At 65.1% G+C, this 23,841-nt stretch carries 26 protein-coding genes; 15 read left to right on the top strand and 11 right to left on the bottom strand.

Going from position 1 to position 23,841, the window contains the following annotated elements:
• Positions 1 to 3 precede the first annotated feature (3 nt).
• A complete protein-coding gene (locus E6P07_RS05605) occupies positions 4 to 414 on the top strand; it encodes a cobalamin biosynthesis protein (RefSeq protein WP_153976153.1) in 411 nt (136 codons plus the stop codon).
• On the opposite strand, the gene E6P07_RS05600 is transcribed toward E6P07_RS05605, so the two are convergent.
• From E6P07_RS05600 to alr, 7 genes are all read right to left on the bottom strand, one after another.
• A complete protein-coding gene (locus E6P07_RS05600) occupies positions 405 to 1,181 on the bottom strand; it encodes a nuclease-related domain-containing protein (RefSeq protein WP_153974701.1) in 777 nt (258 codons plus the stop codon). The genes E6P07_RS05605 and E6P07_RS05600 overlap by 10 nt on opposite strands.
• Positions 1,181 to 1,909 (bottom strand): phosphodiester glycosidase family protein, encoded by a 729-nt coding sequence (locus E6P07_RS05595; protein ID WP_246172945.1) that lies wholly within the window; start codon positions 1,907 to 1,909, stop codon positions 1,181 to 1,183. Before E6P07_RS05595 ends, E6P07_RS05600 begins: the two co-directional genes overlap by 1 nt.
• Before the next feature lie 70 nt (positions 1,910 to 1,979).
• Positions 1,980 to 2,765, bottom strand: a complete 786-nt coding sequence (locus E6P07_RS05590; RefSeq protein ID WP_153974699.1) for an ABC transporter ATP-binding protein — start codon at positions 2,763 to 2,765, stop codon at positions 1,980 to 1,982.
• The gene (locus tag E6P07_RS05585; RefSeq protein ID WP_153974698.1) at positions 2,762 to 3,739 is read right to left on the bottom strand and encodes a FecCD family ABC transporter permease; all 978 of its coding nucleotides are present in this window, start codon (positions 3,737 to 3,739) and stop codon (positions 2,762 to 2,764) included. The genes E6P07_RS05590 and E6P07_RS05585 overlap by 4 nt, the downstream gene beginning before the upstream one ends.
• A 4-nt stretch (positions 3,740 to 3,743) precedes the next feature.
• Entirely contained in the window at positions 3,744 to 4,628 is an 885-nt protein-coding gene (locus tag E6P07_RS05580; RefSeq protein WP_153974697.1) for an ABC transporter substrate-binding protein, read from the bottom strand.
• Between the two features lie 3 nt (positions 4,629 to 4,631).
• Positions 4,632 to 5,192: a bifunctional adenosylcobinamide kinase/adenosylcobinamide-phosphate guanylyltransferase gene (gene cobU, locus E6P07_RS05575; protein WP_153974696.1), complete on the bottom strand. Its 561-nt coding sequence runs from the start codon at positions 5,190 to 5,192 to the stop codon at positions 4,632 to 4,634.
• Between the two features lie 6 nt (positions 5,193 to 5,198).
• Positions 5,199 to 6,302 carry an alanine racemase gene (alr, locus tag E6P07_RS05570; protein WP_153974695.1) on the bottom strand — a complete coding sequence of 368 codons (1,104 nt, stop codon included), beginning with the start codon at positions 6,300 to 6,302 and terminating at the stop codon, positions 5,199 to 5,201.
• A 183-nt stretch (positions 6,303 to 6,485) separates the two neighbouring features.
• On the opposite strand from alr, the gene E6P07_RS05565 reads away from it, so the two are divergent.
• A complete protein-coding gene (locus tag E6P07_RS05565) occupies positions 6,486 to 7,376 on the top strand; it encodes an alpha/beta hydrolase family protein (protein WP_153974694.1) in 891 nt (296 codons plus the stop codon).
• Between the two features lie 50 nt (positions 7,377 to 7,426).
• Here the strand turns inward: E6P07_RS05565 and E6P07_RS05560 are convergent, their stop codons facing one another.
• Positions 7,427 to 8,965, bottom strand: coding sequence for a glycosyltransferase family 39 protein (locus E6P07_RS05560; protein WP_246172944.1), 1,539 nt, complete (start codon positions 8,963 to 8,965; stop codon positions 7,427 to 7,429).
• Between the two features lie 86 nt (positions 8,966 to 9,051).
• Between E6P07_RS05560 and E6P07_RS05555 the strand changes: the two genes are divergently transcribed.
• The 8 genes from E6P07_RS05555 to E6P07_RS05520 all read left to right on the top strand — a co-directional run bounded on the left by E6P07_RS05555 (position 9,052) and on the right by E6P07_RS05520 (position 16,953).
• Positions 9,052 to 10,188, top strand: a complete 1,137-nt coding sequence (locus E6P07_RS05555) for a glycosyltransferase family 2 protein (RefSeq protein WP_153974693.1) — start codon at positions 9,052 to 9,054, stop codon at positions 10,186 to 10,188.
• 111 nt (positions 10,189 to 10,299) lie between these two features.
• The gene (locus E6P07_RS05550; RefSeq protein WP_153974692.1) at positions 10,300 to 10,617 is read left to right on the top strand and encodes an ATPase; all 318 of its coding nucleotides are present in this window, start codon (positions 10,300 to 10,302) and stop codon (positions 10,615 to 10,617) included.
• A 28-nt stretch (positions 10,618 to 10,645) separates the two neighbouring features.
• A complete protein-coding gene (locus tag E6P07_RS05545) occupies positions 10,646 to 11,683 on the top strand; it encodes a V0D/AC39 family V-type ATPase subunit (RefSeq protein WP_153974691.1) in 1,038 nt (345 codons plus the stop codon).
• A 19-nt stretch (positions 11,684 to 11,702) separates the two neighbouring features.
• Positions 11,703 to 13,595: a V-type ATP synthase subunit I gene (locus E6P07_RS05540; protein ID WP_153974690.1), complete on the top strand. Its 1,893-nt coding sequence runs from the start codon at positions 11,703 to 11,705 to the stop codon at positions 13,593 to 13,595.
• A 63-nt stretch (positions 13,596 to 13,658) separates the two neighbouring features.
• The gene (locus tag E6P07_RS05535) at positions 13,659 to 14,108 is read left to right on the top strand and encodes an ATP synthase subunit C (RefSeq protein ID WP_153974689.1); all 450 of its coding nucleotides are present in this window, start codon (positions 13,659 to 13,661) and stop codon (positions 14,106 to 14,108) included.
• 12 nt (positions 14,109 to 14,120) lie between these two features.
• Entirely contained in the window at positions 14,121 to 14,495 is a 375-nt protein-coding gene (locus E6P07_RS05530) for a V-type ATP synthase subunit F (RefSeq protein WP_153974688.1), read from the top strand.
• Complete coding sequence (locus E6P07_RS05525; protein WP_153974687.1) at positions 14,492 to 15,139, top strand: V-type ATP synthase subunit E; 648 nt, start codon at positions 14,492 to 14,494, stop codon at positions 15,137 to 15,139. The genes E6P07_RS05530 and E6P07_RS05525 overlap by 4 nt, the downstream gene beginning before the upstream one ends.
• Before the next feature lie 17 nt (positions 15,140 to 15,156).
• Entirely contained in the window at positions 15,157 to 16,953 is a 1,797-nt protein-coding gene (locus tag E6P07_RS05520; protein ID WP_153974686.1) for a V-type ATP synthase subunit A, read from the top strand.
• A 39-nt stretch (positions 16,954 to 16,992) separates the two neighbouring features.
• Here E6P07_RS05520 and E6P07_RS05515 read toward each other — a convergent pair whose 3' ends face one another.
• A complete protein-coding gene (locus E6P07_RS05515) occupies positions 16,993 to 18,138 on the bottom strand; it encodes an RNA-guided endonuclease InsQ/TnpB family protein (RefSeq protein ID WP_153974685.1) in 1,146 nt (381 codons plus the stop codon).
• Positions 18,139 to 18,141: 3 nt separating this feature from the next.
• Entirely contained in the window at positions 18,142 to 18,555 is a 414-nt protein-coding gene (gene tnpA / locus E6P07_RS05510) for an IS200/IS605 family transposase (RefSeq protein WP_153974298.1), read from the bottom strand.
• A gap of 173 nt (positions 18,556 to 18,728) precedes the next feature.
• Between tnpA and E6P07_RS05505 the strand changes: the two genes are divergently transcribed.
• The 4 genes from E6P07_RS05505 (at position 18,729) to E6P07_RS05490 (ending at position 21,552) form a co-directional block, all read left to right on the top strand.
• Positions 18,729 to 19,205 carry a Uma2 family endonuclease gene (locus tag E6P07_RS05505; protein WP_153974684.1) on the top strand — a complete coding sequence of 159 codons (477 nt, stop codon included), beginning with the start codon at positions 18,729 to 18,731 and terminating at the stop codon, positions 19,203 to 19,205.
• A 78-nt stretch (positions 19,206 to 19,283) separates the two neighbouring features.
• The gene (locus E6P07_RS05500; protein ID WP_153974683.1) at positions 19,284 to 20,666 is read left to right on the top strand and encodes a V-type ATP synthase subunit B; all 1,383 of its coding nucleotides are present in this window, start codon (positions 19,284 to 19,286) and stop codon (positions 20,664 to 20,666) included.
• A complete protein-coding gene (locus tag E6P07_RS05495; RefSeq protein WP_153974682.1) occupies positions 20,663 to 20,947 on the top strand; it encodes a YkgJ family cysteine cluster protein in 285 nt (94 codons plus the stop codon). Before E6P07_RS05500 ends, E6P07_RS05495 begins: the two co-directional genes overlap by 4 nt.
• Positions 20,932 to 21,552: a V-type ATP synthase subunit D gene (locus tag E6P07_RS05490; RefSeq protein ID WP_153974681.1), complete on the top strand. Its 621-nt coding sequence runs from the start codon at positions 20,932 to 20,934 to the stop codon at positions 21,550 to 21,552. The genes E6P07_RS05495 and E6P07_RS05490 overlap by 16 nt, the downstream gene beginning before the upstream one ends.
• Here the strand turns inward: E6P07_RS05490 and E6P07_RS05485 are convergent.
• Positions 21,549 to 23,129, bottom strand: coding sequence for a GAF domain-containing protein (locus tag E6P07_RS05485; protein ID WP_153974680.1), 1,581 nt, complete (start codon positions 23,127 to 23,129; stop codon positions 21,549 to 21,551). The genes E6P07_RS05490 and E6P07_RS05485 overlap by 4 nt on opposite strands.
• 59 nt (positions 23,130 to 23,188) lie before the next feature.
• Here E6P07_RS05485 and E6P07_RS05480 point away from each other — a divergent pair, with 59 nt between their 5' ends.
• Complete coding sequence (locus E6P07_RS05480; RefSeq protein ID WP_153974679.1) at positions 23,189 to 23,824, top strand: biliverdin-producing heme oxygenase; 636 nt, start codon at positions 23,189 to 23,191, stop codon at positions 23,822 to 23,824.
• Positions 23,825 to 23,841 lie beyond the last annotated feature (17 nt).

Here is a 23,841-nt window from a genome sequence, read left to right as displayed (position 1 = left end):
GGCATGGACGAAAGTCAGTTGCAGAGGATCGAGGTCGCCATCGGCGTCGGGTGTCAGCACGGCGCTTCACTCACCACCCTGGAGCAGGCCATCGACGCGGTCTTGAGCCGGCTTGGTGCGGTCGAGGTGGGCTGTCTGGCCAGCCATGAACGCAAAACCGACGAACCGGCCCTGCTGGAGCTGGCCAGGCTCCGCGGCTGGCCGCTGCGATTCTATCCGTCCGAGACACTGGCCGGAGTCGTGGTTCCGACACCCTCGGTACGCGCCGCCAGCGCGGTCGGCACACCGAGCGTGGCGGAAGCCGCGGCGCGACTCGCCGCCGAGGGGGGTGAGCTGCTGGTCGCCAAACGGATCCATCACGGCGAGGACGGCAAGGCCGTGACTGTGGCCGTGGCGCGCCGGACTCAGCGTTGAACATCGAGTACCTGGGCTTGGGGCCGAAGGCGCGTCAGCCACTCGATGAACGCCGACCCGCTCGCGGCCAGTCCCAGCGGGTCTCGGGACGAAGACCAGAGTCCACCCGCCGACAGCGCGGCCAGAATGAAACAGATCCCGGCCGCGATCCGCCCCCGCTCCCAGCCATGGCGCCGACGCAGTCCCCGCCGGTGTGCCCGTCTGGCCCGGGTATCCTGCAGGATCGCCTGCTTAAGCCTGTTCCAGGCCAGGCGCAGCTCGGGTGAGACCCGACCGCGACGCCAGGGCGCCAAGTCCGCCTCCAGCGTCGCCAGCCGTGACACGCCGTCCGGAACACCGTCTGGAAAATAGGCCGAGTCCGTAAAGACCACCAGTCCCAGGACCGGCACCCCGAGTCCAAGCGCCTCGACGGCCTTGAGATGGGCGTAGTTCTGACGGCAGGGATTCTGGAACGTCCGGCGGGCACGTCCGCGCTGCTGCACCCACTGCCGATCCTCAGATCGGCCCAGGATGGTGCCGCGATAGTGCTTGGTCTCGACCACCAGCAGGCCCTTGGGCGTGAGGGCGACATGGTCGATCTGGGTCAGACCGCCGCGCGCACTCGGCAGGATCACGTCATGGATGACCGCCGGGAACAGCCGTTTTAGGGCGGCCCCGACCTGGCGTTCGCCCTCGCGACCATAGCCCTGGATGGCCCGCACGCGACTCCAGAGCTTAACACCCAGCCCCGCCAGTGCGATCGGGATCAGCCAGGACAGCGCGTCCATCAACGCGCCCGCACCCCGACCAGATTGCGCACCGGGCGGCGCGCGCGCAGCTCGATCGGCGCCCGTCCCTCGCCGGGGTCGAACAGGAACCCGGTCGAGCTGCCCCCATCGAGATTGAGCGCGCGCTCCACCGGCCAGGGGGCGAGCGCGCCGGGCGTGGCCAGCGCCTCGGCCAGCTCGGCGAGCGTCAGGCCATCGCGCGTGGCGCCCAGAATCCAGTGACGGCGCCAGTCGGTCGCGATGAAGGTGCGGCGGCTGACATCCTGTGTCGAGAGTCCGCGCACCGCCTGTCCCCGTTCGACCAGATAGGGACCAGACTGGATCAGGGCGTCGATGCCTGGACGCGACTGAAAGCGCGCGCGCCGCTCCAGATGGATACCGCGCCCATCGTCATAGAGCACGCCGCTTAGGGGCTTGACCGTCTCGAAGCGGCTGAGGGATCTGCCCTCGGCGATGACCAGCCCAAGCGGCTGGCCGTCGGCATGGAAAAATCCGCCATTGACCGCCGCCAATAGACCGGCGGCGCGCAGGCGTTCCAGCCAGGCCGAGGTCGGCGCAAGCTCCGGCCCCAGATCGAGCACGGCGAGCCGATAGCGGCGTGAGTCGAACAGCACCAGATGGGCCCTGAGGGTGCGGCCGGTCGATGACTCCAGGGTCTGCTCGCGATGACTGATGGGGGCCTCGGGCGCGGGCCAGGGTTCGTGCGTCACGGGTCGCCAGTCGGCCAAAGCCGCACCCGCTCCAGTGCAGACCACCAGGATTATCCAAGGCAAGAGCCGACTGAACCGCATCTTGAACCTACAGTGTGCATGACCAAGGGACGATATAACGCTGTCCTTGATGTTCTCCAATGACCGCGCCGATGCCATAAACCAGACGCAGATGATCCGCACTCAAAACAGTCTCCACCGCGCCCGCCGCCACGGTTCGCCCCTCATGCAGCAACAGCAGGCGATCACAAAAGCGGCTCGCCAGCGTCAGATCGTGCAGGACCACGATGACGCTCGCACCCTGATGCGCCTGGGCGCGCAGCAGCTCCATGACCTCGAGCTGATGGCGCGGATCGAGCGCCGCGACCGGCTCGTCGGCGAGCAAGAGCGGTGCCTCGACCGCCAGCGCCCGCGCCAGCCGCACCCGCGCCCGTTCACCGCCGGAGAGCGTATCGGAGGCACGCGCGCGCAGTGACCAGACATCGGTCGCGCGCAGCGCCGACTCGATGGCCTGCCGATCCGCGTCACTCGTCCGTCCGGCCCCGCGCCACCAGCTTCCGCGATAGGGATGACGTCCGAGTGCGACCAGATCGGCGACCGCGATCGGCCACTGGATGCGGTCGTCCTGCCCGAGATAGGCGACCAGACGCGCCCGCTCGCGCGCTGGGATCCGCTCTAGCGGCTCACCCTCGAGCCGGATCGACCCACGATAGGGCAACACCTGGGCGATCGCCTTGATCAGCGTGCTCTTGCCGGCCCCATTGGGACCGATGAGCCCGACCAGCTCACCGGCCCCGACCTGGAACGACAGTTCATGCAGCAGCGTCCGTCCCCCAAGCTGCACGCTCACCGCGACGCCTTCGAGCCGGCTCACGGCAGATCCCTCCGCGAGCGCCACACCAGGGCCAGGAAGAAGGGGGCGCCGATCAGGGCCGTGACCACGCCCAGCATCGGCTCGCGCCCGGTCTCGGGCAGACGCAGCGCGATATCGGCGGCGAGCACCAGCACGGCCCCGCCCAGCGCGCTCGCCGGCAGCAGCGGTCCTGGCCGGAAGCCGACGAAACGACGCAGCAGATGCGGCACCACCAACCCGACAAACCCGATGGTGCCTGTGATCGCCACGGTCGCGCCGACGCTGAGCGCCGATCCCAGGACGATGCGGGTACGCAGATGCACCAGATCGACCCCGAGACTGCTCGCCTCGGCCTCACCGAGCGCCAGTGCATCGAGCAAAGGCGCGCACCCCAGCAATAGGGCTAGACCCAGCAGCACGAAGGGCAGACAGAGCCAGACGTCGTCGAAACTGCGATCGCTGATCGAGCCGAGCAGCCAGAGCACGATGTCCTGCGCGTCGCTCGGATTGGGCGCGAGATTGAGCGCCAGTGCGGTCAGGGCGCCGGCCAGCGAGGACAGCGCCACCCCGGCCAGGATCAGGGTCAGATTGTTTGAGCCGGCGCGCGTCAGTGCCTGGAGCACCAGGGTCGCCAGCAGGGCAAAGGACATGGCCGCCGCCGGCAGCATCCAGGGACTGACCAGCGCGAGCCCGAAATAGAGCGTCAGCACCGCCCCCAGGCCGGCGCTCGCCGAGATCCCGAGCAGCCCCGGTTCGGCGAGCGGATTGCGCAGCAGACCCTGGAGCGCCGCACCTGAGGCCCCGAGTGCGGCGCCGACCAGCCAGGCCAGCACCAGGCGCGGCAGCCGGATCTCGCGCACGATCACCTGATGGGTCTCGGGTCCGGTACCGAGCAGACCGGCGATCACCTCGCCGATACTGAGCGGCGCCTCGCCGAATCCGAGCGAGACCAGACTGAGCAGCGACAGGGCGAGTAACAGCACGAGAGTCAGCATCTGATCAGGGGGATGGCGTCCGGGATCGGGTCTGGTCGATCGCGGTGAGTTGCGCGCTGATCTGTTCGGCGACCTCAAGCAGCTCCAGCCCGCCGCAACCCCAGGCCTGGCCCGGAAGTTCGATCGCTGGGGTAAGTTCCAGGAGCGAACGGAGTCGCGGATGACGGCCATAGGCCGAGCGCGCAGGCGACTGGGCCTGATCGAAATAGCCGAGCAGGAACACATCGGGCGGCGCGGACACCAGGCGCTCGAGCGGAAAGCGTCCCCAGCCTTTGATGCCCTGTTCGGCGGCCAGATTGCGCAGACCGAGCCGCCTGATCAGATCATCGACATAGGTGCCCTGCCCCGCCGTGCCGCCGCTCGGGCGCAGATAGAGCAGGCGGGGCGCGCCTGCGCCGCGGGGGCGGGCCAGTGCCTGCATCCGGCGCTCGAGCCCCTCGATCAGGGCCGCGCCGGTCTCGGCACGCCCGAGGCGCGCGGCGAGGGCGCGCGCGGTCTGGAGTGCCTCGTCCCAGCCCCGGGGATAGGGTAAGGCGATGACCTCGATCCCCTGTCCGGCCAGCCGTTTGGCATGAGGTCGCCCCATCCAGCCCTGATAGACGAGGGCGATGTCCGGTTTGAAGTAGAGCAGATCCTCCACCCCACCGCGATTGCCCGGATAGGCCCGTGCCTGATCAGCCACGGGCGAGATCCGCGCGTCCTGACCCTGGCGCGAGACCGAGCGGATCTGTCCCGGGTCGGCGATCCGCAGCAGGAGCAGGTCGGCACAGAGGTTGGTGCTCATGACGCTCGGGAGCGGGGTTGTCGCCAGCACGGGCGCGACCCAGAGCATAACCCCGCCCACCAGCCAGCCGGTATGACGCCCAAGCACCACCCAGCGGCTCGACATCGCTCAGCGCTCAAGCGGGACGCCAAGCCGGCGCAGGTCGAGCGCGTGCCCACCCGTCACCAGATAGGTCGCCGCACAGCGCGGTCCGAGCCGGCGCACCAGACCGCCGAGCCGGTCGCGGAACAGGCGCCCACTCGGGTAGGCGGGGATGACACCCCAGCCGGTCTCCTCGGCGACCAGGATGACCAGGGCCGCTGGGCGCTGTTCGAGCACTGTGAGCAGACGCTCAGATCGCGCCTGCCAGGCCGCGTCATCCAGCTCGATCAGGTTCGCCACCCAGGTCCCGAGCGAGTCGATCAGCAAGCAGACATCGCCCCTGTCCGCCGTCGCGATGGCTGATTCCAGCTCGGTGGGGACGCACAGGGTCGACCAGTGTGCGGGACGGCGCCGGCGATGCGCGTCAATGCGCGCCATCCAGTCGGCGTCATCCGGATCCTCGCGTGCGGTGGCGATATAGATGACCGATCGTTCCGACTCGTGCGCCAGTCGCTCGGCCCATTCGCTCTTGCCGCTGCGCGCCGGTCCGGTGACCAGGAGAGTGGCCCTTTCGTTCCCGCCGATCATCCTGCGTCAAGCCTCCTCATATCTCCGAGACACGCGCCGGCCGATCGCGGTGAAGAGCTGATAGGCGATGGTGTCACTCGCCTCGGCAACGGCGGCGGCCGGCACGGTTCGGCCCCAGAGCTCGACCGGATCGCCGGGGCGGGCGGTCTCGAGGCCAGTGAGGTCGAGCGTGATCAGGTCCATGGAGACCCGCCCGATGAGCCGGGTGGGCCGTCCACCGACGGCGATCGGCGTCCCATCGCGCGCCTGTCGTGGGTAGCCGTCGGCATAGCCGATGGCCGCCACCCCGATTCGGGTCGGACGCTCGCAGACGAAGCGTCCACCATAGCCGATCGGCTCGCCGGCCTTCAGGTCGCGGATGGCGATCAGGGCCGATTCGAGCGTCATCGCTGGGCGCAGCTCACCCGCCTCCAGGTTCGCGTTCGACCCGGTGCCGGCAAAGGGTGAGACGCCATAGAGCATGATCCCGGGGCGCGTCCAGTCGCCGTGGGTCTGGGGCCAGGCGAGCACCGCCGCCGAGTTGGCGAGACTGCGCCCGATCCGGGCACCGTTCAGCGCCCGCTCGAAGGCATCGATCTGAACCGAGGTATAGGGATGGTCCGGCTCGTCGGCACGGGCGAAATGGGTCATGGCCACGCGCTCGCCGACATGCGGACAGGCGGCCAGCCGCGCATTGACCTCGGCGAACTCGGACGGGCAGAAACCGAGCCGGTGCATCCCGGTGTCGAGCTTGATCCAGCAATCGAGCCGCCGGCTGGGGCGTGCCGCCAGCACCCAGTCCAGCTGCTCGCGACAGTGCACCACCATTGCGAGTCCGGCGCGGTCAACGAGCGCGATCTCATCTGGACTGAAGACCCCTTCCAGCAGCAACATCGGCCCCCGGATACCGGATTCGCGCAATTCCAGTGCCTCCTCGACACAGGCCACGGCAAAGCCGTCGGCCTCACCGGTTAGGGCACGCGCCACGGCGACCGCGCCATGCCCATAGGCATCGGCCTTGACCACCGCGAGCGCGCGCGAATGCGGCGCCAGCGACTGGGCGCGACGATAGTTATGGCGAATCGCGTCCAGATGGATCCGGGCGCGCAAGGGGCGGGCAGAGCGGGACATGGATGCAGTCGCAGGTGATTGAGGCTTAAGCCAGTCAGTGTCGCACAAGCCGGGCGCGAATGCGCAACACAGCTTGGCTGCGAATTCAATTCTATGATTAGATTGATTTTATAGAAACGATCCGTTGTAGCGATACGCCCGGGCTGGGTAGCTTGCAACGCCACAGACGACAGGGTGGCGCACATGTCACGCCTTAGACTCGAATTCCCCAACGCCAACGGCCAGACCCTGGTCGGTCTACTGGAGACCCCGCCCGAGCCGGTGTCTGCGGTCAGTTACGCCCTCTTCGCCCATTGCTTTACCTGCGGCAAGGACATGGCCGCCGCCAGCCGCATCAGCCGGGCACTGGCCGAACGCGGGATCGCGACGCTGCGCTTCGATTTCACCGGCCTGGGCCACAGCGATGGCGATTTCGCCGACACCAACTTCTCGTCCAATGTCCAGGATCTGCTGGCGGCGGCACGCAAGCTGGAACAGGACTTCGCGGCCCCGGCCCTGTTGGTCGGTCACAGCCTGGGCGGTGCGGCCGTGCTCGCGGCGGCCGCGCACCTGCCCTCGGTCCAGGCGGTGGCGACCATCGCCGCGCCCGCGACGGCGGCACACGTCAAGCACCTCTTGACCGGTGCGCGCGACCAGCTCGCCGAGCGCGGCGAGGCCGCGGTCCAGATCGGCCACCGGCGCCTCCGGATCCGCCGGCAATTCCTCGAGGACCTGGACCTCTATGTCTCGCCCGATCACATCCGTGCCCTCAGGCGGCCACTCCTGATCTTTCACTCGCCGCTCGATACCATCGTGGATATCAGCGAGGCGGCGCGGATCTATCAGTCGGCGCTGCATCCCAAGAGCTTCATCTCGCTCGACCAGGCCGACCACATGCTCACCAACCCTGAGGACGCCGAGTACGTCGCCGAGATCCTGGTCGCCTGGGCCAGCCGCTATCTCGGGATCAAGCGGCATGGCTTCGAGATGAGTACCGGCACCAAGCCCCGGGTCGCACCTGGAACGGTCCTGGTCACCGAGATCCTGGACGATCACCCCTCCCTAGGCGGCCTCTCTGCCCAGCGTCATCAGTGACAGCTCGACTGGATGCCAAGCCGCGCATCGAGAATCGCCGTCCAGGCGGATCAGCGTTCGTAGCGATACAGCGACCAGCGCTGCAGCGGGCGGCGACAGGCTGACTCGTCCCCTTCGATCAAGGGTCGCCCGGGACAGTCGAATAGATGCCGTTCGGTCGTGACGCGAAAACCAGGGAGTTCGGGAGGTCCGCTGGAGCGGGTCAGCAGCCAGAAAGGGGCCATGACCGTCGTCGGGTCGATCCGGGGCGCGATTCGCCCGCGCAGATATTCCGAGGGCCGCGTGAGTCCTGGCCACTGGCTGGTGGCGGCCAGTTCGCTGGGTCGGTAGAACCTTAGCATGGCCGTGAGCTGATAGCGATCGGCCTGGACCGGGGCATCGAGTCGAGCGGCGATCTCGGCCAGCTCGGCAAAGCCATGCGTCTCGCGCAGGATGCGGTTCCAGCCGTCCGGCAGGGGTAGTGCAACGGTGGCGGCATGGAGCGCATAGAGGCTGGCCAACCCCAGATTGGTCAGGGCCGCCCACCAGGCCCAGCGCCGTGCCCGACGCAGCCAGAGGGCCGCCAGGGGCGCAGCGCCAAGGAGATACATCCCCGGCCAGTTGGCCTCGACCGCGCTGATCAGGGCCACCAGGGCGAAGAACCCCAGGGGAAAGAGGCTGGCGGCCAGCAGCAACACCCGTCCAACTGGGGTCAGACGCGAGGACGCGGGTCTGGCGTCGGACCGACCGATCCAGGGCGCAAGCAGGAGCAGCAACCCGATCAGACCCCACAGGGCGAGCTGGACGCCGAGATAGCCCAGCAGACGCGCGGCGCGCTCCCCGGTCGTCTCGGGGCCGGACGGCACGATGGACCGGGCCTCGGGCGCGACCACCCCGCCGAGCTCGACCCCGAAACCATGTCCGAACTGAAACCCCAGCGTCAGCCATTCGTTGTGCGCGTTCCAGATCAGATTCGGTGCAAAGACCAGGAGCGCCGCACCTGCGCCCAGATAGGGCCAGGGCGTCAGTAACTGACGCCGGTTCGTGCCCAGGATGGCCAGCACCAGGACTGGACCGATCAGGAACATGGTGTACTTGCCCAACAGCCCCAGCCCAGTGGCGATCCCGGCGCTGATCCAGCGGCGCGGATCGCCACTGAGCGCCCGCTCGGCCTCGTGCAGCGCCAGCGCCCAGGCGAGCGCCAGTACGGTGTCGGGCGTGGTAAGGACACCGCCTGCGATCCCGCCCAGGGTCGCGCCCGTCAACAGCAGCGCCAGCGCCCGGTCGCGGACATCGGTCAGGCCACAGTGACGATAGAGACGATCGAGCACCACGAGGGTCGCCGCCCCGGCCAACAGCCCCCCCAGCCGCGCCATGAACACCGAGCCGGGCCCCAGAGACACACCCAAGCCCAATAAGGCCACGCCGGGCGGGTGGTCGAAATAGCCCCAGGCCAGATGACGTGCCCAGTCGAAATAATAGGCCTCGTCCTGGGTCACGGGCAGCACGGCGGCGATGGCCAGACGCCAAAGGATCAGGGCGCCGAACACCCGGAGGAGCGGACGTCCTCCAGCCAGGACTGAAGACGCTTTGTCGTTAAGATGCATCATAAAACCGTGTCGGTTATAGAATGGCGCGTCCAACGCGGCGCCTATCGGCGCCCATTGTCCATCAGAACCGCCCAAGGTTATACCCGATGCCCGAGCGCACACCCCCGACCCTTGATCAGCGTCCGCCTGAATTGGCCGTGATCGTGCCGACCTATAACGAGGCCGAGGCGGTCGCCGAGGTGGCGCGCCGGGTCGCGTCCGTGCTCGAGGGGCTCGATTGGGAGCTGATCTTCGTCGATGACGACTCGCCCGATGGCACCGCCGAGCGCGCGCGCGAACTGGCGCGTCTGGATCCGCGTATCCGTGTGATTCAGCGCATCGGCCGGCGTGGACTGTCCTCGGCCTGCATCGAGGGGATGCTTTCGACCACGGCCCCTTATCTGGCGGTGATGGACGGCGATCTTCAGCACGACGAGGCCCTGCTCCCCCACATGCTCCAGGCCATCCGCGACGAGGATCTGGACATCGTCGTTGGCAGCCGCTATGTCGCAGGCGGCGACCTCGGCGACTGGAGTGCCAGGCGCCAGGGCATGAGCCGTCTGGCGACCTGGATCGGACGGACCCTGATCCGCGCCGAACTCAGCGACCCCATGAGCGGGTTCTTTATAGTGCGCGCCTCGGTCATCCACGGCTGCGTGCGGCGCCTCAGCGGGGTCGGATTTAAGCTCCTGCTCGACATCCTCTCGGCCAGCAAGACGCCACTACGCCTTCGCGAACTGCCCTTTAGGTTCAGGCCCCGTCGGACCGGGCAGAGCAAGCTCGACACCACCGTGCTCTGGGAGTATCTGCTGATGCTGATCCAAAAACTGGTCGGCCCAATGATCCCGCTGCGCTTCATCGCCTTTTCGCTGATCGGTGCCTTCGGGGTGCTGGTACACCTGAGCGTGCTCTGGCCGATCCTGCATCTCCTCGGTGAGGATGCCTTTCTGGTCGGTCAGGCCACGGCGACCCTGGTGGCCATGACCAGCAATTTCTTCCTCAACAACCTCCTGACCTATCGCGACCTGCGTCTGCGCGGGCGTCAGTTGCTCTGGGGGTGGCTCAGCTTCGTGCTGGCCTGTAGCCTAGGTGCGTTGGCCAATGTCGGGATTGCGGACTATCTGTTCCGGGCCGGGCACTCCGGCTGGGTGCTGTCGGCACTGGCCGGCATCCTGGTCGGGGCGGTCTGGAACTATGCCGTCACCGCCGTCTATACCTGGAGGCGTCCGGCCAATCCGATCTGAAACAGGCCCCGGCTAGCGAGCGCGGCCCGAAGGGTTTAAGCTTGGCCCCATTGGCCAGTGCGCGACCCTGGGTGGCGCAGAGGTTAGGCCCGAGCACTGAAGGTGACACTGATGGACGATACACTCAAACGCCTGCTCGAAGCCGAGCTGCGCGCCGAACGGCTGGTCCAACAGGCCGAGGCTGAGCAGGACAGGCTCATCCAGCAGGCCATGGTCGACGCCAAGGCCGAGAACGAGCGCTTCACGCTGCGCATCCCCGAGCTGCAACGCGCCTTCATCGCCAAGGCCGAGGAGCGCGCCGAGCAGACCATCGCCGAGCTGCGCCGCCGTTATGACGAGCGTCACGTCCAGTTGCGCGATCAGGCCGAGCAGCGCGAGCAAGAGGCGCTGGAGGCCGCCTTTCAGATCCTGATCGGCCTGGAACACTAAGCCCGCACTGGGCAGCGTGGACTCCACCATGAGCCAGGTCGCCAATCAAGCCTATCTCAACACCCGCGTCTCGGTGATGACCACCCGGCTGTTCGCCCCGGGCCTGATCGAGCGCCTGGCCCAGCTGCCGCTGCCGACGCTGGCCGAGGAATTCGGCCTCGCTCCCCTGCTCGATGATCAGACCACGCCGGCAGTGCGCCGCCGGGCCGTCGAGCAGAGTCTTATCCAGCTCCTGCTCTCCGAGCTGCTGGTGCTCACGCGCTCGATGGAGGTCAACGCCCGCGCGCTGGTGCTCGACTGGGGACGCAAGTATGCGCTCTACAACCTCAAGACCCTGATCCGCGGCAAGCTCCACCAGCTCGATCGTCAGCAGATCAACGACAACCTATTCGAGCTTCCGGCCCATATCCGTCTGGCCGACAAGGAGCTCTTCGGCGCCGAGAACGTGCTCGAACTGCTGCGCCGGCTCGAGGCCGGGCCACAACGTCAGATTGCCCGCCAGGCACGCGAGGTCTATGAACGCCAGCGCGAGCCTTTCGCCCTGGAGGCCGCGATCGATCAGCGCTATTTCATCGGCCTGACCCGCCGCGTCCAGGGCTTCGGTGCGCCGGATCACGACTGGCTCAGGCGGCTGATCTCGGCCGAACTCGACCGCGTCGGACTGCTCTGGCTGTTGCGTTTTCGCTTTACCTACGGACTCTCGCCCTCCGAGACCTACTATTGGCTGGTGCCCTCGATGCGTCTGCTCACGCGCGATCGTCTGCTGCATCTCGCCGATCTCGACAGCTTCGAACAGGTGCTGGAGGCGCTGCCTGCCCCTTTGAACGTCCTGATCGCCGATTGCCGCTCGATCGCCGAGGTTCAGCAACGCCTGGCGCGCTATGCCATCGACGAGGTTCGACTGGTCCTGGCGCGCAGTCCCTCGGCGGTGGCACGCGCCCTGGCCTATCTGATGCTGCGCGAGACCGATCTGATGCGCCTGTTCGCCGTCGTTCAGGGGCGTCTGCTCGGGTTCGACGATCAGACGATCCGGCATGCGCTCGCCCAGATCGAACCCAGTCCATGAGCGAACAGGAGTCGAGGCCATGCTGAAACCCACACCGATGAAGCATGTTCGTCTGCTGGTCCTGACTGAGGACCTGCCGCGCGCCTCGCTTGCACTCGCCGAGACCCAGTGCTTCCATCCCGACCCGCGCGAACCCGAGAGTGAGCGTTTCGCCACCCTGCCCGTCCGTCCCTTCCACGACCTCCACACCCAGGCCCAGTCGCGACTCGACAAGATCGCCCGGCTGATCCGCTTCGAGCCGCCGACGAGCCTGGAGCCGATGCGCGTCATCGAGCAGGACGAGCTCGCCCGGCTCAACGACTGGCTCGGTCGGCTGTGGGAAGAGGTCTCCAACTACGAGGAGGACTTCAGACGGCTCGACGACGCCGAGCGTCTGATCCGCGAGCAGCAGGCGGCGCTAGAGAACTTTCGTCATCTCAACATCGACCTCGGGATGCTGCGGACCCGGACCCGGTTTCTGAACATCCATGTCGGTCTCGTGCCGCGCGAGAACCTGCGCCAGCTCGAAGGGGCGGTGGCGCTCGCCGGGCACATCCTGCACGTCTACCTGGAGGGCCATGACACTGTCCATCTGGTCATCGTCGGCCCGAGCGATGACCATGAGTCAGACCTGTCGCCGGTGCTCGCCGCCGCCGGTTTTCAGCGTCTGCCGATCCCAGAGGAGCTCGACAGCGAACCGGCCAAGCTCCAGCGCCAGTTTGCCAGACGTCTCGACGCGATCGCCGAGGAGCGCGCCACACTCACCGAGACCCTGGAACGCTGGTCGGAACCCTACCGCGAGCCGCTGCGCGAGGCCCAGCGCACCCTAAGGCTGGCCGAGCCCCTGGTGCAGCTCGACAGCGCGCTGCGCAGTACCGGCCATCTGGCGCATCTGGCCGGCTGGGTACCAGCGCGCGCCCTCGACGCCCTGCGCCGGCGGCTCGATGCGGCGCTGGCCGGACGCTATGCGCTGAGCGTCCGCGATCCACTACCCGAGGAGCGTCCACTGGTGCCCACGGTTCCGGTCAAGGGCCGTCTGCTTGCGCCCTTTGCGCTGCTGGTCAATCAGTACGGTATCCCCTCCTATGGCGAGGTGGACCCGACGCCACTGTTCGCGCTGACCTTCCTGATCATGTTCGGCAGCATGTTCGGTGACGTCGGCCAGGGCGCGGTGATCGCGCTCGCCGCCTGGACGCTGCGCGGCAGGCTCGGACGCTTCTGGCCGTTCGGACTCATGGCCGGTGGGTCATCGGTCCTGTTCGGCTTTCTCTATGGCAGTCTCTTTGGCTATGAGCACGTCCTGCCGGCGTTGTGGATGAATCCGCTCAGCGATCCGCTGCTGATGCTGCGTTTGGCGCTGATCTGGGGCGTTTTCTTCATCGTCCTCGCCTGTCTGCTGGCCATCTATAACCGCTGGGCGACCGGGCAGTGGCGCGAGTCCCTGTTCGGACATCATGGCGTGGTCAATCTGGTGTTCTATCTGGCCCTGATCGCCGGTGGAACCGGGCTGGTCGACGGCACGGGTTTCGGCATCTGGCCCGCGTCCCTGGTGGCTGGGAGTCTTTTGGTCCTGGCCTGGCACAGTTGGCTGCATCAGCAAGCGCCTGTGGGTGAGAAGATCCTGGTCGTGGTCATCGAGACCCTGGAGACCCTGATCGGCTATGTCTCCAATACCCTGTCATTCCTGCGCGTGGCGGCCTTCAGTCTCAACCATGTCGCGCTCTCGATCGCCGTCTTCACCCTGGCCGACATGATGGGCGCCTTCGGCCATGTGGTGACGGTCATCCTGGGCAATGTCTTCGTGCTGGTGTTGGAGGGTGGCATCGTCATGATCCAGGTGATGCGCTTGCAGTATTACGAGGGCTTTTCACGCTATTTCTCAGGGGATGGCTATGCCTTCAGACCGATCCGGTTCGGGCGTGGGCCGGCCTGATGCGCTGCCTTCGCCGCTGACCGAACACCTTAAACCGGACTTCAAACACGAGGGGATTCGTCCATGCTCTGGCTCGTCGCACTCATGTCATTCGCCATCCTCGGCCTGATCGTCGCCGGGTTCCTGCTCGACCAGCGCCCGCAGGCCGTGAGCGTCATCCGGTCCTGGTTCCGTCCACTGCTCGGCTCGCAGCTGGTAGTCTTCGTCGGGGCCCAGATCGCCCTGCTGGTGCTCGGTGTCAGCGATGCCCTGGCCGTGCCCGAGACCGGAGCCGCCGCGGGACTCAAAGAGATGTCGATCGGCATGGGTCTGGCCATGATCGGCGTTGGCATTCCGACCGGACTCTCGACCATCGGCGCCGGCATCGCCGTGGGTCCGATCGGTGCCGCCTCGCTGGCAGCCATCACCGAGAAGCCCGAGAACCTCGGTCGCACGCTGATCTATCTGGGGTTGGCCGAGGGTATCGCGATCTATGGTCTGGTCATATCGATCCTGCTGCTCAATAAGCTCTGAGCGCCGTTGATCATGACCGAGCACCCACCGGATCCGAGCCATCCGACCCGGATGCTGTTCCTCGGCGAGGAGACGCTCGCCGACGGCTTTCGGCTGATCGGTTTCGAGACCTATGCAAACCCGACCCCGGAGGAGGCCGACCGGCTGCTGCGCGATCTGCGCCGCACCCAGGCCAAGGCATTCGTCGTGGTCGATGACGCGCTCATGAGCCAGAAGATCCCGAACCTGCACCGGGTGCGGCAAGAAGGTGGACGGATCGTGGTGATCGCCGTCCCTGCGCTCGGTCCACAACCCAGTCTGACCAGCGAGGTCGCTCAGCGGCTGGCCTCGCTCTTTGGAACCTCGACCCTGGAGACCGCCCCGAGCGGCGAGCGAGAGTCACCGTGAATCAGGTCGAAGCACTCGAACGCGCCATCCTGGCACGCGCCGAACGGCTCGCCTCCGAATACCGCGAGCGTGCCGCCCGCAGTCGCGACAGTATCCTGCGCGAGGCCGCCGAGCGGCTGCGTCTGCGTGAGGCACGCGAAGAGGCCAACGCCAAGGCGCTGGCCGAGCGGACCTTCCGCCAGCGGGTCCAGGCGAGCGAACTCAAGATGCAGACCCATCTCGACCGCGTGCGCTGGAATCTGGTGCTCGATGTCGAACAGCGTCTGTCCGAGCGGATGCGGGTCTTCATTGATGACGAGGTCGCCTATAACGCCTGGTTGCAGCGTCTGATCGTCGAAGCGGCTGAGGTCATTGAGTCACCCGAGATCCTGGTCACCGCCAATGCCCAGGATCAGCGCCGGCTGTTCGTGAATTGGGACACAATCGTCAGCGCCCTGCCCCCCGGCAAGCGCGCCGTCTTGGTGCCGGCGCCCGAGGTGATCCATACGCTCGGCGGCGTGCTGGTGACGAGCGCCGATGGACGGATCCGCGTCGACCATACCTTCGAGGGCCGGCTCGAACGCCTGCGTCCCCGTATCCAACAGACCATCCTAGAGCGTCTGCTGCCCGGCGGCTTCGATACCGGCAGCCTGTTCACTGGATGAGCGAGGCAGCGAAGACCATGAGTGAAACCAATAAGATCGGCGTCATCCGCGACATCAATGGCCCCATCGTCACTATCGAGCTACCGGGCGCACGCAGCGGCGAACAAGTCAAGATCGGCGAGCTCGGGCTCTATGGCGAGATCATCTCGCTCAGCGGCGAGCGGGCCGTGGTCCAGACCTATGAGTCGACCGATGGGGTGCGGCCGGGTGAGCCGGCGGTGGGACTGGGTTGGCCGCTGTCGGTCGAACTCGGGCCTGGACTGCTGGGCGGCATCTTCGATGGGGTGCAGCGTCCGCTGTTGAAGCTCGCGCTCCAGTCGGGCGACTACATCCGGCGCGGTCTGAGCGTGCCGGCGCTCGATCGTGCCAAGCGCTGGGCGTTCGAGCCGAATACGGAGCTCGAACCTGGGGTCAGGATCGGTCCGGGGACGGTGCTTGGGCGGGTGCAGGAGACGCTGACCATCGAGCACCGGATCCTGGTGCCGCCCGGCATCGAAGGTGAGCTGGAGGAGATCGCGCCGGAGGCTGAGTACGACATCGAGTCGACCATTGCGCGGGTGCGCGATCATCGGGGTGTGAGTCATCGGCTCAGTCTTTATCACCGCTGGCCAGTGCGTCGGCCGCGTCCTTATCGGCGGCGTGATGACGGTGTGTCGCCGCTGATCACCGGACAGCGGGTGATCGACACCTTTTTTCCGCAGATCAAGGGTGGCAAGGGCGCAGTGCCTGGACCGTTCGGGGCGGGCAAGACCGTGGTTCAGCAGCAGATCGCGCGCTGGTCGAATGCCGACATCGTGATCTATGTCGGCTGTGGCGAGCGCGGCAACGAGCTGGTCGATGTGCTCGAGACCTTCCCAAAGCTGGACGATCCCTACTCTGGGCGCAAGCTGATGGAGCGGACCCTGTTGGTGGCGAATACCTCCAACATGCCGGTGGTGGCGCGCGAGGCGTCGGTCTATGTCGGGATCACGATGGCCGAGTATTACCGCGATATGGGCTATGACGTGGTGATGCTGGCGGATTCGACCAGTCGCTGGGCCGAGGCGTTGCGCGAGGTCTCGGGGCGGCTAGGGCAGATGCCGGTCGAGGAGGGCTATCCAGCCTATCTGGCGTCGCGGTTGGCGGCCGTATATGAGCGGGCGGGGCGAGTAGAGACCTTTGGGGCGGGATCCGGTTCGGTGACGCTGATTGGGGCGGTGTCGCCGCCGGGAGGGGACTTCTCGGAACCGGTCACCAGTCATACCAAAGACATCATCGAGACCTTTTGGGCCCTGTCGAAGGAATTGGCCGACGCACGCCATTATCCATCGATCGATTGGGTAACGAGTTTCTCAAAACACGTCAAGACTGCGGCTAAATGGTGGCACACGGAGATCGATCCGGATTGGGAGAAGCGTCGCGGGGCCGCCTTGGCCTTGTTGGCACGGGATGCTGAATTGTCGCGGATCGTGAATCTGGTGGGACCCGAGGCCCTGTCGGATATGCAGCGCTGGGAGTTGGAGGGGGCGTCCTTGATCAAGGAAGGGGTGTTGCAGCAGAGTGCATTGGATGAGATCGATACCTTTTGTTCACCGGCCAAGCAATATGCCCTGCTCGACCTAGCGATTACGATCTATAAGCGCGGTGAGGCATTGATCAAGCTGGGTGTGCCTGTGGCCGAATTGCAGCGTCTACCGCTCCTGGCCAAGATGCGGCGGATCAAGTCGATGTATTCGAGTGAGCAGTTGGAGCAGATTCAGGCGTTTCGACAGGAGGTCGATCAGGTGATGGAGGCGATACGAATCGAGTATGCGAAGCAGGGGGAGGCTGTATAGAGTGCGCCAGTAAACAACCCTCGACTGAAGTCGAAGGCTTTATTGTGAGACACAGCAAACATGGTTGACCACATCCCCAACATTAGGCGTGTTTACAGCCGCCCTTGGCAGCGGGGCGCCGCTACCAATCCGGGCCAGGTTTCGACTGGCGTTACAGTCGGCGTGCGCCCGGAGACCACACTTGTCGCACACGAAACGATGCTTGACGCGCCGACCCAACGCCCCGCAGCAAGAACACGTCTGGCTGGTGTAGGCCGGATTGACGTATTCGACCGCGATTCCGGCAGCCTTGGCCTTGTATTCGACAAAGGTCTGAAGTTGCCGGAAAGCCCAGCGATGCAGTCTCGCTCTCACGCGCTTGCCAGCCCGGATGCGGTCGCGAATATGGCACAAGTCTTCCATCACGATCTTGGAAGCACCAATGCGCCGCGCTTCGGCAACGATCGCTTTGCTCGTTTCGTGGTTGATGTGCGTCACACGTCGCTGCTCTTTGCCAGAGACCTGCCGCAGCTTCTGTTTGGCGCTTTGGCTGCCGTTGGACTGCAAACGACGACGAAGGGCAAGGTGGCAGTTGCGCTTGTGGCGCAGTTGCCCGCCGCCCCATACCTTGCCCGTGCTGGTGGCAGCGAGATTGTTTTCTCCGACATCCACGCCCATGACGGGGCTGGATGCAATGGGGTCCGCATCGTCGGACTCGACGACGAGGTTGAAATACCAGCGACCCTTGCGACAAACCAACTCGGCTTCTTTGGCCTTGCCCGAGGCCATGATGCGACGCTGATGCTCGCCCAGCACCATCGGGACGGCGATGCGGCCAGAAAGGGTGTAGAGACTCAGGCACTCCCCTTTGATGGAGTATGTTCGCTTGTCGAAATGGACACTGGCGCGGTCGAAGTGCACTACAGGTGCGGGCTCGTCCTTCTTGATGCGACCGAGTTCCTTTTGCGCCTTGTAGGACTTACAGACCGAGAAGATGGCGTTGCAGACCATTTGCGAGCCCAGCGGTGTTTCCTCGCGCAGCCGGGCATAGGCCAACTGGTGCAGCGCCACGCGGTTCCAGCAGCGATGTTCGATCACCGTCGGCACCAAGCGGTTGCAGGCATCGGCATAAGCCGATTGCAGAGCCCCCAAGGCCGCCACTTGGTCCGGGCGAACATTCAGGCGAATCGAGGCGGTGCGCAGCATGGGTTATCGCCGCTTGGTGACGTGTTCGGATCGTTCGATGTAGCGCCGGATCGTCTCGGCGCTGACGTTACCTGCCGTGCCGACATAGTAGGAGGGCGACCACAGATGCCCGTCCAAAAGGCGGTTCTTGAGCCACGGAAACCGCTGAAACAGCTTGCGCGCCGTTGTCCCTTTCAGGATTTTTACGGCATCGGCCACAGCAATGGCAGGCGGGATGCTGACAAACAGGTGAACGTGGTCGGGCTGAATCTCTTTGGAGATCATCGGCCAGCCGCGCTCCGCGCAAATCGCATCCAGCATCGCCCCCATTTCCTCTGCCACCAGTCCCGTCAGTACATCTCGCCGATACTTCGGACACCAGATCACATGGTATGCCGTTTGATAGACGCAGTTCCTGTTGGTTACTATGTCAACCATGCGGTGTATTATACACCACATGGCGCGCTTCGCGCACCCGCCATTCCTCCCGCGACTCAAGTCGCGGGTTTCCTTGCGGAGGGTCTATGAACCGCATCGATCGCGAAAGATGCAGTTCACAAGATTTTTATCGCATCCTAAAACACTGGCGAATATGACATGAGGAGAACGACATGGAATGGAGCCAGGTCTTGCAAGACCCCGTACTCAAGGATCTTCCATACAAAATCGAACTCAACGAGGACGGCCATATCGTCATGAGTCCGGCGTCGAATCTCCATGGATATTTGCAATCGCGACTCGTCATGGAGCTGGCAAAAAAGATCGACGACGGCAAACTCCTGGTCGAGACGAGCATCCAGACCTCCAAGAACGTCAAAGTGGTAGATGTATGCTGGGCATCCTCTCGGTTCATCGAAAAATTTGGATTCGAGACACCTTACCCAAAAGCCCCTGAACTGTGCATCGAGGTTCGATCACCCACCAATACTGACAGAGAGATGAACGAGAAGATCGAACTCTATCTTGCCAAGGGCGCTCTAGAGGTGTGGATCTGCGAGAGCGAAGGACAGATGAGATTTTTTTGTCATGAAGGCGAAATCGCGGAATCTGGGCTTGTCCCCGGATTTCCAACACACATTCGCGTTTGATCAAACGAACACGCCAAGGCCAATGTCCCAAGCGCCTAGTTGTATGAAGACACGGCCCATCCTGCGAGGCGCCTTTCAATGAGCATCAAGGAATACCGCACTGCCGTCGAGGCCCGCGGCGGTCTGCTGGTGGTCAGACACACCCCCAATGTCGCCTTCGGTGATCGGGTTCGCATCCAGGACCACGCCGGCCAGGTCCGCAATGGTCAGGTCATCCGTGCTAGCGATGACGAGGTGCTGATCCTGGTCTTCGAGGGCACCGATGACCTGGACCTGGAGAACACCTGGGTCCGCTTTCTCGATGAGCCGATCGAGATCGCACTCTCGCCCGAGATCCTGGGGCGTGAGTTCAACGGGCTCGGTGTCCCGCGCGATGGTCGTCCACCGATCCTCTCGGCCATCCGCCGTCCGGTCGGGGGCTCGGCCATCAACCCAGCCGCACGCACCTATCCACGCGAGTTCATCCAGACCGGGATCTCGACCATCGATGGACTCAACTCACTGGTACGCGGCCAAAAGCTGCCGATCTTCTCCGGCTCGGGTCTGCCGCATAACCGGCTGGCGGCCCAGATCGTACGCCAGGCCAAGCTGGTCGATGCGTCCGCCGGCTTCTCGATCGTCTTCGCCGCCATGGGCGTCTCCTACGCCGACGCCAAGTTCTTCCGCGACGAGTTTGCCAACTCGGGCGTGCTGCGCAACGTGGTGATGTTCATCAATCTGGCCGACGACCCGCCGGTCGAGCGCCTGATCCTGCCGCGCACTGCGCTCACCGCCGCCGAATATCTGGCCTACGACCTCGACCGCCATGTACTGGTGGTGCTCACCGACATGACCAACTATGCCGAGGCGTTGCGCGAGGTCGCCACCGCCAAGGGCGACGTGCCGGCACGCAAGGGCTATCCGGGCTATCTGTATTCGGACCTGGCCGAGCTCTACGAGCGCTGCGGACGCATCCACCAGCGTCACGGCTCGATCACCCTCGTGCCCGTGGTCTCCATGCCCTCGGACGACATCACCCACCCGATCCCGGATCTCACCGGCTATATCACCGAGGGTCAGATCGTGCTCTCGCGCGAGCTCCACAATCAAGGGATCTATCCGCCGGTCAATATCTTGCCGAGCCTGTCGCGTCTGATGAAGGATGGGATCGGCAAGGACGACACCCGCGAGGACCATCCGCGCGTCGCCGCCCAGCTCTATGCCCTCTATGCGCGCGCCCAGGAGACGCGCAATCTGGCCTCGATCATCGGCGCCGACGAGCTCTCCGAGCGCGACCGGCTCTATCTGAGCTTTGCCGATGCCTTCGATCAGCGCTTCGTCGGCCAGGGTGAGGACGAGGATCGTTCGATCGAGGCCACGCTCAATCTGGCCTGGGAGCTGATGAGTATCTTCCCGCGCGACATGCTCACGCGCCTCAAGGAGACCGATCTGGCCAAGTATTACCGAGAGGTCGAGGCATGAGCGCACCCTCGCCTGCCGTCACCTGCGATCAGTGCGCAGCGGCCTGTTGCAGGCTCGAAGTGCGGTGTCTGACCGAGACCGGGGTGCCGCCTCACTTCACCAGGCGCGATGCCTGGGGCGCGGTCGTGATGAAGCGTCTGGACGATGGCTGGTGCGCGGCGCTCGACCGCGACCGCCTACGCTGCCGCATCTATGAACAACGGCCGCTGTTGTGCCGCGAGTTCGCGATGGGCGGCCCCGAGTGTCTCATCGAGCGGGAGGCCGCATGGTCCAACAACTGATCAAGGTCCCGCCGACCAAAAACACCTTGCTCAAGCTCAAAAAGCAGGTTCGGTTCCTGGAGGACGGTCACGACCTGCTGGAGCGCAAGCGCGAGCTGCTCACGCGCCTGGTCTATGAGCGTATCGGCGAATATCGCCGGCTGCGCGCCGAGTCCGAGCGTGCGCTGGCCAAGGCCTACCAGTGTCTGGCCATTAGCCATCTGCGCATGGGCAGCCGCGCCATCCGTCAGGCCTCGCTCGGGGTCGAGCCAGCCCTCAAGGTGGATATCCTGCCGCGCCGGGCGCTCGGGGTGGAATATCCGGCGGTGACGAGCGAGCGTCTGCCGCTCAAGCCGGTTGGGCTGCTGGGGACGGACGTGAGCTTCGATACCACGCGCGAGCATCTGGCCGAGGCCGCCGTGCGGCTCGCGCAGCTCTCGGAGGTCGAGATCGCGCTTCATCGTCTGCTCGAAGAACAGCGCAAGGCCCAAAAACGGGTCAATGCACTCAAGTACAACATCATCCCGCGCTATCACCGCACCATCCGCTTCATCCAGTCCTCACTGGAGGAAGAGGAGCGCAACACCCTGTTCCAGGTCAAGCTGCTGCGTGGGCAGGTGCGCTAACGCCCCAGGAGATGCGCATTGATTTCGTGCAGCACCAGGCTGCGGAACTTCTTGGCGCGCAGCCGATCGGCCTCGGTCCAGGGTTCGGACTGGCGCGCTGTGGTCTCGATCCAGCGTTCAAAAGACGAACGCGGTGAAAGCACCTGACGCTGCTCATCGAAGAGCGCACCCTTGCGTGGGTCGCCCGCCCACTGGACCGTCTGGGGTTGCTCGGGACGCCACCACAAAAACCAACGATCGCCGGTCTCACGATCGCCCTCGATACGCACCACCAGCAAGCCACTGGCCTGCTCGGCATACTGGAGGGCGTCCGGGAAGAGTGACGAGAGTCGGTCAGTGGCGAAGATCGGGTCGGGCATCGTCTCGCGTAGCCAGTCGACCAGGGCGCGGATATCTGAAGGCTCCGGCGTCTGCCCAAAGGTCACGATGGCCAGGTCGTCGACCAGTGCCGCCCCCGTGGCGCGCTCCAGCGACAAGAGCGTCTGGCCCAGGGTCTGGTCGATCGGATGGGTCTGGCCGTCCTTGATTTCCACGCCCAGATCGCGCTCGCCCTCCGAGAGCCACAGCGCCGAGCGCAGGGCGAGGATCTCTTGATCACTCTCGTTGAGCTCCATCAGCCGCTGCGCGCTCTGATAGCCGGCGATGGCGAGCGCGAACACCTGGGCCATCTCGGCACAACGCAGCCGCACCGGCAGCGGCAGATGACGCGGCTCGGAATGATGACAGGCGATCAGTCCCCACAGCTCACCGGCGATGGGCACCGAGAACGACAGTGAGGCGGTGACGCCCATGTTACGGAGATATTCCAGATGCACCGGCGAGACGGCGCGCAGGTCCGAGAGCGAGAGATCGGCAAGTGCGCCGGGGTCGAGGCTCAGAATGGGGACATCGGTCGTGTGGATATCGGGGATCTGACGGTGCGAGTTGAGCCGGTAGAGATGGCGCGCGATCTGGGGGATGTCGGAGGCTGGATATCTCAGACCCAGATAGGGCAGCAGGCCCTCCGTTAGACTCTCAGAGATGACCTCGCCGCAGCCATCGTCACGAAAGCGGTAGATCATGACCCGCTCGAAGCCGGTTGCGGCACGCATCTCGTCGGCGAGATACTGGCAGTGGTTCTCCCAATCGCGCTCGGAATAGGGCATGCGATAGAGACGATGTGGGACGGGGCGGTAAGCCTCGTTGTGCTGATTGGCGGGCAATGCGACTTCCAGTTCCAGCAGCCAGTTGTGTTCGTTGCAGGAGAGCAGACCGTCGAGCGTACCCACAGGACCAGCCAGCAGACCCGGATAGAAATGCTTGCGGGAAGAGGCACGCATCCAGGCATCGGGCGCCTCGGCGATATCGGCCAGTTCGGTCTTGGGTGGGAATCCGGGTAGCAGGTCAGTGAGTGCGCGACCGAGGGCCGAGTCGGGCGTCCAATTGGTCCAGTCGGCCAGATTGGCGCTTGCGAATCGCACGATCGCCTCACCGGTGCGTCCGCCTAGCAAACAACCCCAGGGTTGGATAGACTGCACATGATGCAGTTGCTCACGCTCGCATTCGGCCCAAAAGCCTGGGGCTAGGGATTCGCTCATGGTCTGTGCTCAGGTTGCTTAAGTCCGGTTGGCGTGATCTTAAATATTCGGACGGACCCATGTCATTTCCATCCTCCCCTTCACATCCATGCCTCGAAATCGACCTGGCCCTCGCCCTGCGCCGGGCCACGGCCGAGATCCATGCCGAGATCGAGCAACTGCCGCTGATGGCGCGTCTGACCTCGAAGGCCGTGATACTCGATGACTATCGTCGTTATCTGCGTGCCATCCTGTCCGTCTATGCCCCGCTGGAGCAGATCCTCTACGCCCGGCTCGACGACACGACTCGCGATCGGCTCGGCATCATGCCCAAGTTGCCGGCACTGATCGCGGATATGGAGGAGCAGGGTCTGACGTTCAACTCGGCGACCCTGGCATTCGCACCTGGACCCGCTCTGCTCGACGATCTCAGCACCACGGTCGGTGGACTCTATGTCCTGGAGGGGGCCACGCTCGGCGGTCGGACCATCGCCCGTCATCTGCGAGGCATCATCGGTGCCCCACTCGGGTCGACACGCTTCCTCGATTTTCATGGCCAGAATACTGCGACGGCCTGGAAGAGGTTCACGGGAGGACTCAATGCACTCGTTGCACAAAAGGTACTGGTTCCAGATCGAGTGATCGCGGGCGCCCTGACGGTGTTCGCGCACATCCACACCCAGATCAAGCTAACCCCTGAGCGGTCCATCCTTTAGCTCGATCCGCTCGGTGG

Source organism: Thermochromatium tepidum ATCC 43061, from assembly GCF_009664085.1.
GTDB classification, from domain to species: Bacteria; Pseudomonadota; Gammaproteobacteria; order Chromatiales; family Chromatiaceae; genus Thermochromatium; species Thermochromatium tepidum.
Note: the sequence above shows the minus strand (reverse complement) of the source record. Positions and strands in the feature narration are given on the sequence as shown.

What these genes read in the sequence shown, in the direction of transcription:
- E6P07_RS05605 (WP_153976153.1), top strand. Translation starts at nt 4, where the DNA reads ATGGACGAAAGTCAGTTGCAGAGGATCGAGGTCGCCATCGGCGTCGGG.
- E6P07_RS05600 (WP_153974701.1), bottom strand. Translation starts at nt 1,181, where the DNA reads ATGGACGCGCTGTCCTGGCTGATCCCGATCGCACTGGCGGGGCTGGGT.
- E6P07_RS05585 (WP_153974698.1), bottom strand. Translation starts at nt 3,739, where the DNA reads ATGCTGACTCTCGTGCTGTTACTCGCCCTGTCGCTGCTCAGTCTGGTC.
- E6P07_RS05580 (WP_153974697.1), bottom strand. Translation starts at nt 4,628, where the DNA reads ATGTCGAGCCGCTGGGTGGTGCTTGGGCGTCATACCGGCTGGCTGGTG.
- cobU (WP_153974696.1), bottom strand. Translation starts at nt 5,192, where the DNA reads ATGATCGGCGGGAACGAAAGGGCCACTCTCCTGGTCACCGGACCGGCG.
- alr (WP_153974695.1), bottom strand. Translation starts at nt 6,302, where the DNA reads ATGTCCCGCTCTGCCCGCCCCTTGCGCGCCCGGATCCATCTGGACGCG.
- E6P07_RS05565 (WP_153974694.1), top strand. Translation starts at nt 6,486, where the DNA reads ATGTCACGCCTTAGACTCGAATTCCCCAACGCCAACGGCCAGACCCTG.
- E6P07_RS05560 (WP_246172944.1), bottom strand. Translation starts at nt 8,965, where the DNA reads ATGATGCATCTTAACGACAAAGCGTCTTCAGTCCTGGCTGGAGGACGT.
- E6P07_RS05555 (WP_153974693.1), top strand. Translation starts at nt 9,052, where the DNA reads ATGCCCGAGCGCACACCCCCGACCCTTGATCAGCGTCCGCCTGAATTG.
- E6P07_RS05550 (WP_153974692.1), top strand. Translation starts at nt 10,300, where the DNA reads ATGGACGATACACTCAAACGCCTGCTCGAAGCCGAGCTGCGCGCCGAA.
- E6P07_RS05545 (WP_153974691.1), top strand. Translation starts at nt 10,646, where the DNA reads ATGAGCCAGGTCGCCAATCAAGCCTATCTCAACACCCGCGTCTCGGTG.
- E6P07_RS05540 (WP_153974690.1), top strand. Translation starts at nt 11,703, where the DNA reads ATGCTGAAACCCACACCGATGAAGCATGTTCGTCTGCTGGTCCTGACT.
- E6P07_RS05535 (WP_153974689.1), top strand. Translation starts at nt 13,659, where the DNA reads ATGCTCTGGCTCGTCGCACTCATGTCATTCGCCATCCTCGGCCTGATC.
- E6P07_RS05530 (WP_153974688.1), top strand. Translation starts at nt 14,121, where the DNA reads ATGACCGAGCACCCACCGGATCCGAGCCATCCGACCCGGATGCTGTTC.
- E6P07_RS05520 (WP_153974686.1), top strand. Translation starts at nt 15,157, where the DNA reads ATGAGTGAAACCAATAAGATCGGCGTCATCCGCGACATCAATGGCCCC.
- E6P07_RS05515 (WP_153974685.1), bottom strand. Translation starts at nt 18,138, where the DNA reads ATGCTGCGCACCGCCTCGATTCGCCTGAATGTTCGCCCGGACCAAGTG.
- tnpA (WP_153974298.1), bottom strand. Translation starts at nt 18,555, where the DNA reads ATGGTTGACATAGTAACCAACAGGAACTGCGTCTATCAAACGGCATAC.
- E6P07_RS05505 (WP_153974684.1), top strand. Translation starts at nt 18,729, where the DNA reads ATGGAATGGAGCCAGGTCTTGCAAGACCCCGTACTCAAGGATCTTCCA.
- E6P07_RS05500 (WP_153974683.1), top strand. Translation starts at nt 19,284, where the DNA reads ATGAGCATCAAGGAATACCGCACTGCCGTCGAGGCCCGCGGCGGTCTG.
- E6P07_RS05495 (WP_153974682.1), top strand. Translation starts at nt 20,663, where the DNA reads ATGAGCGCACCCTCGCCTGCCGTCACCTGCGATCAGTGCGCAGCGGCC.
- E6P07_RS05490 (WP_153974681.1), top strand. Translation starts at nt 20,932, where the DNA reads ATGGTCCAACAACTGATCAAGGTCCCGCCGACCAAAAACACCTTGCTC.
- E6P07_RS05485 (WP_153974680.1), bottom strand. Translation starts at nt 23,129, where the DNA reads ATGAGCGAATCCCTAGCCCCAGGCTTTTGGGCCGAATGCGAGCGTGAG.
- E6P07_RS05480 (WP_153974679.1), top strand. Translation starts at nt 23,189, where the DNA reads ATGTCATTTCCATCCTCCCCTTCACATCCATGCCTCGAAATCGACCTG.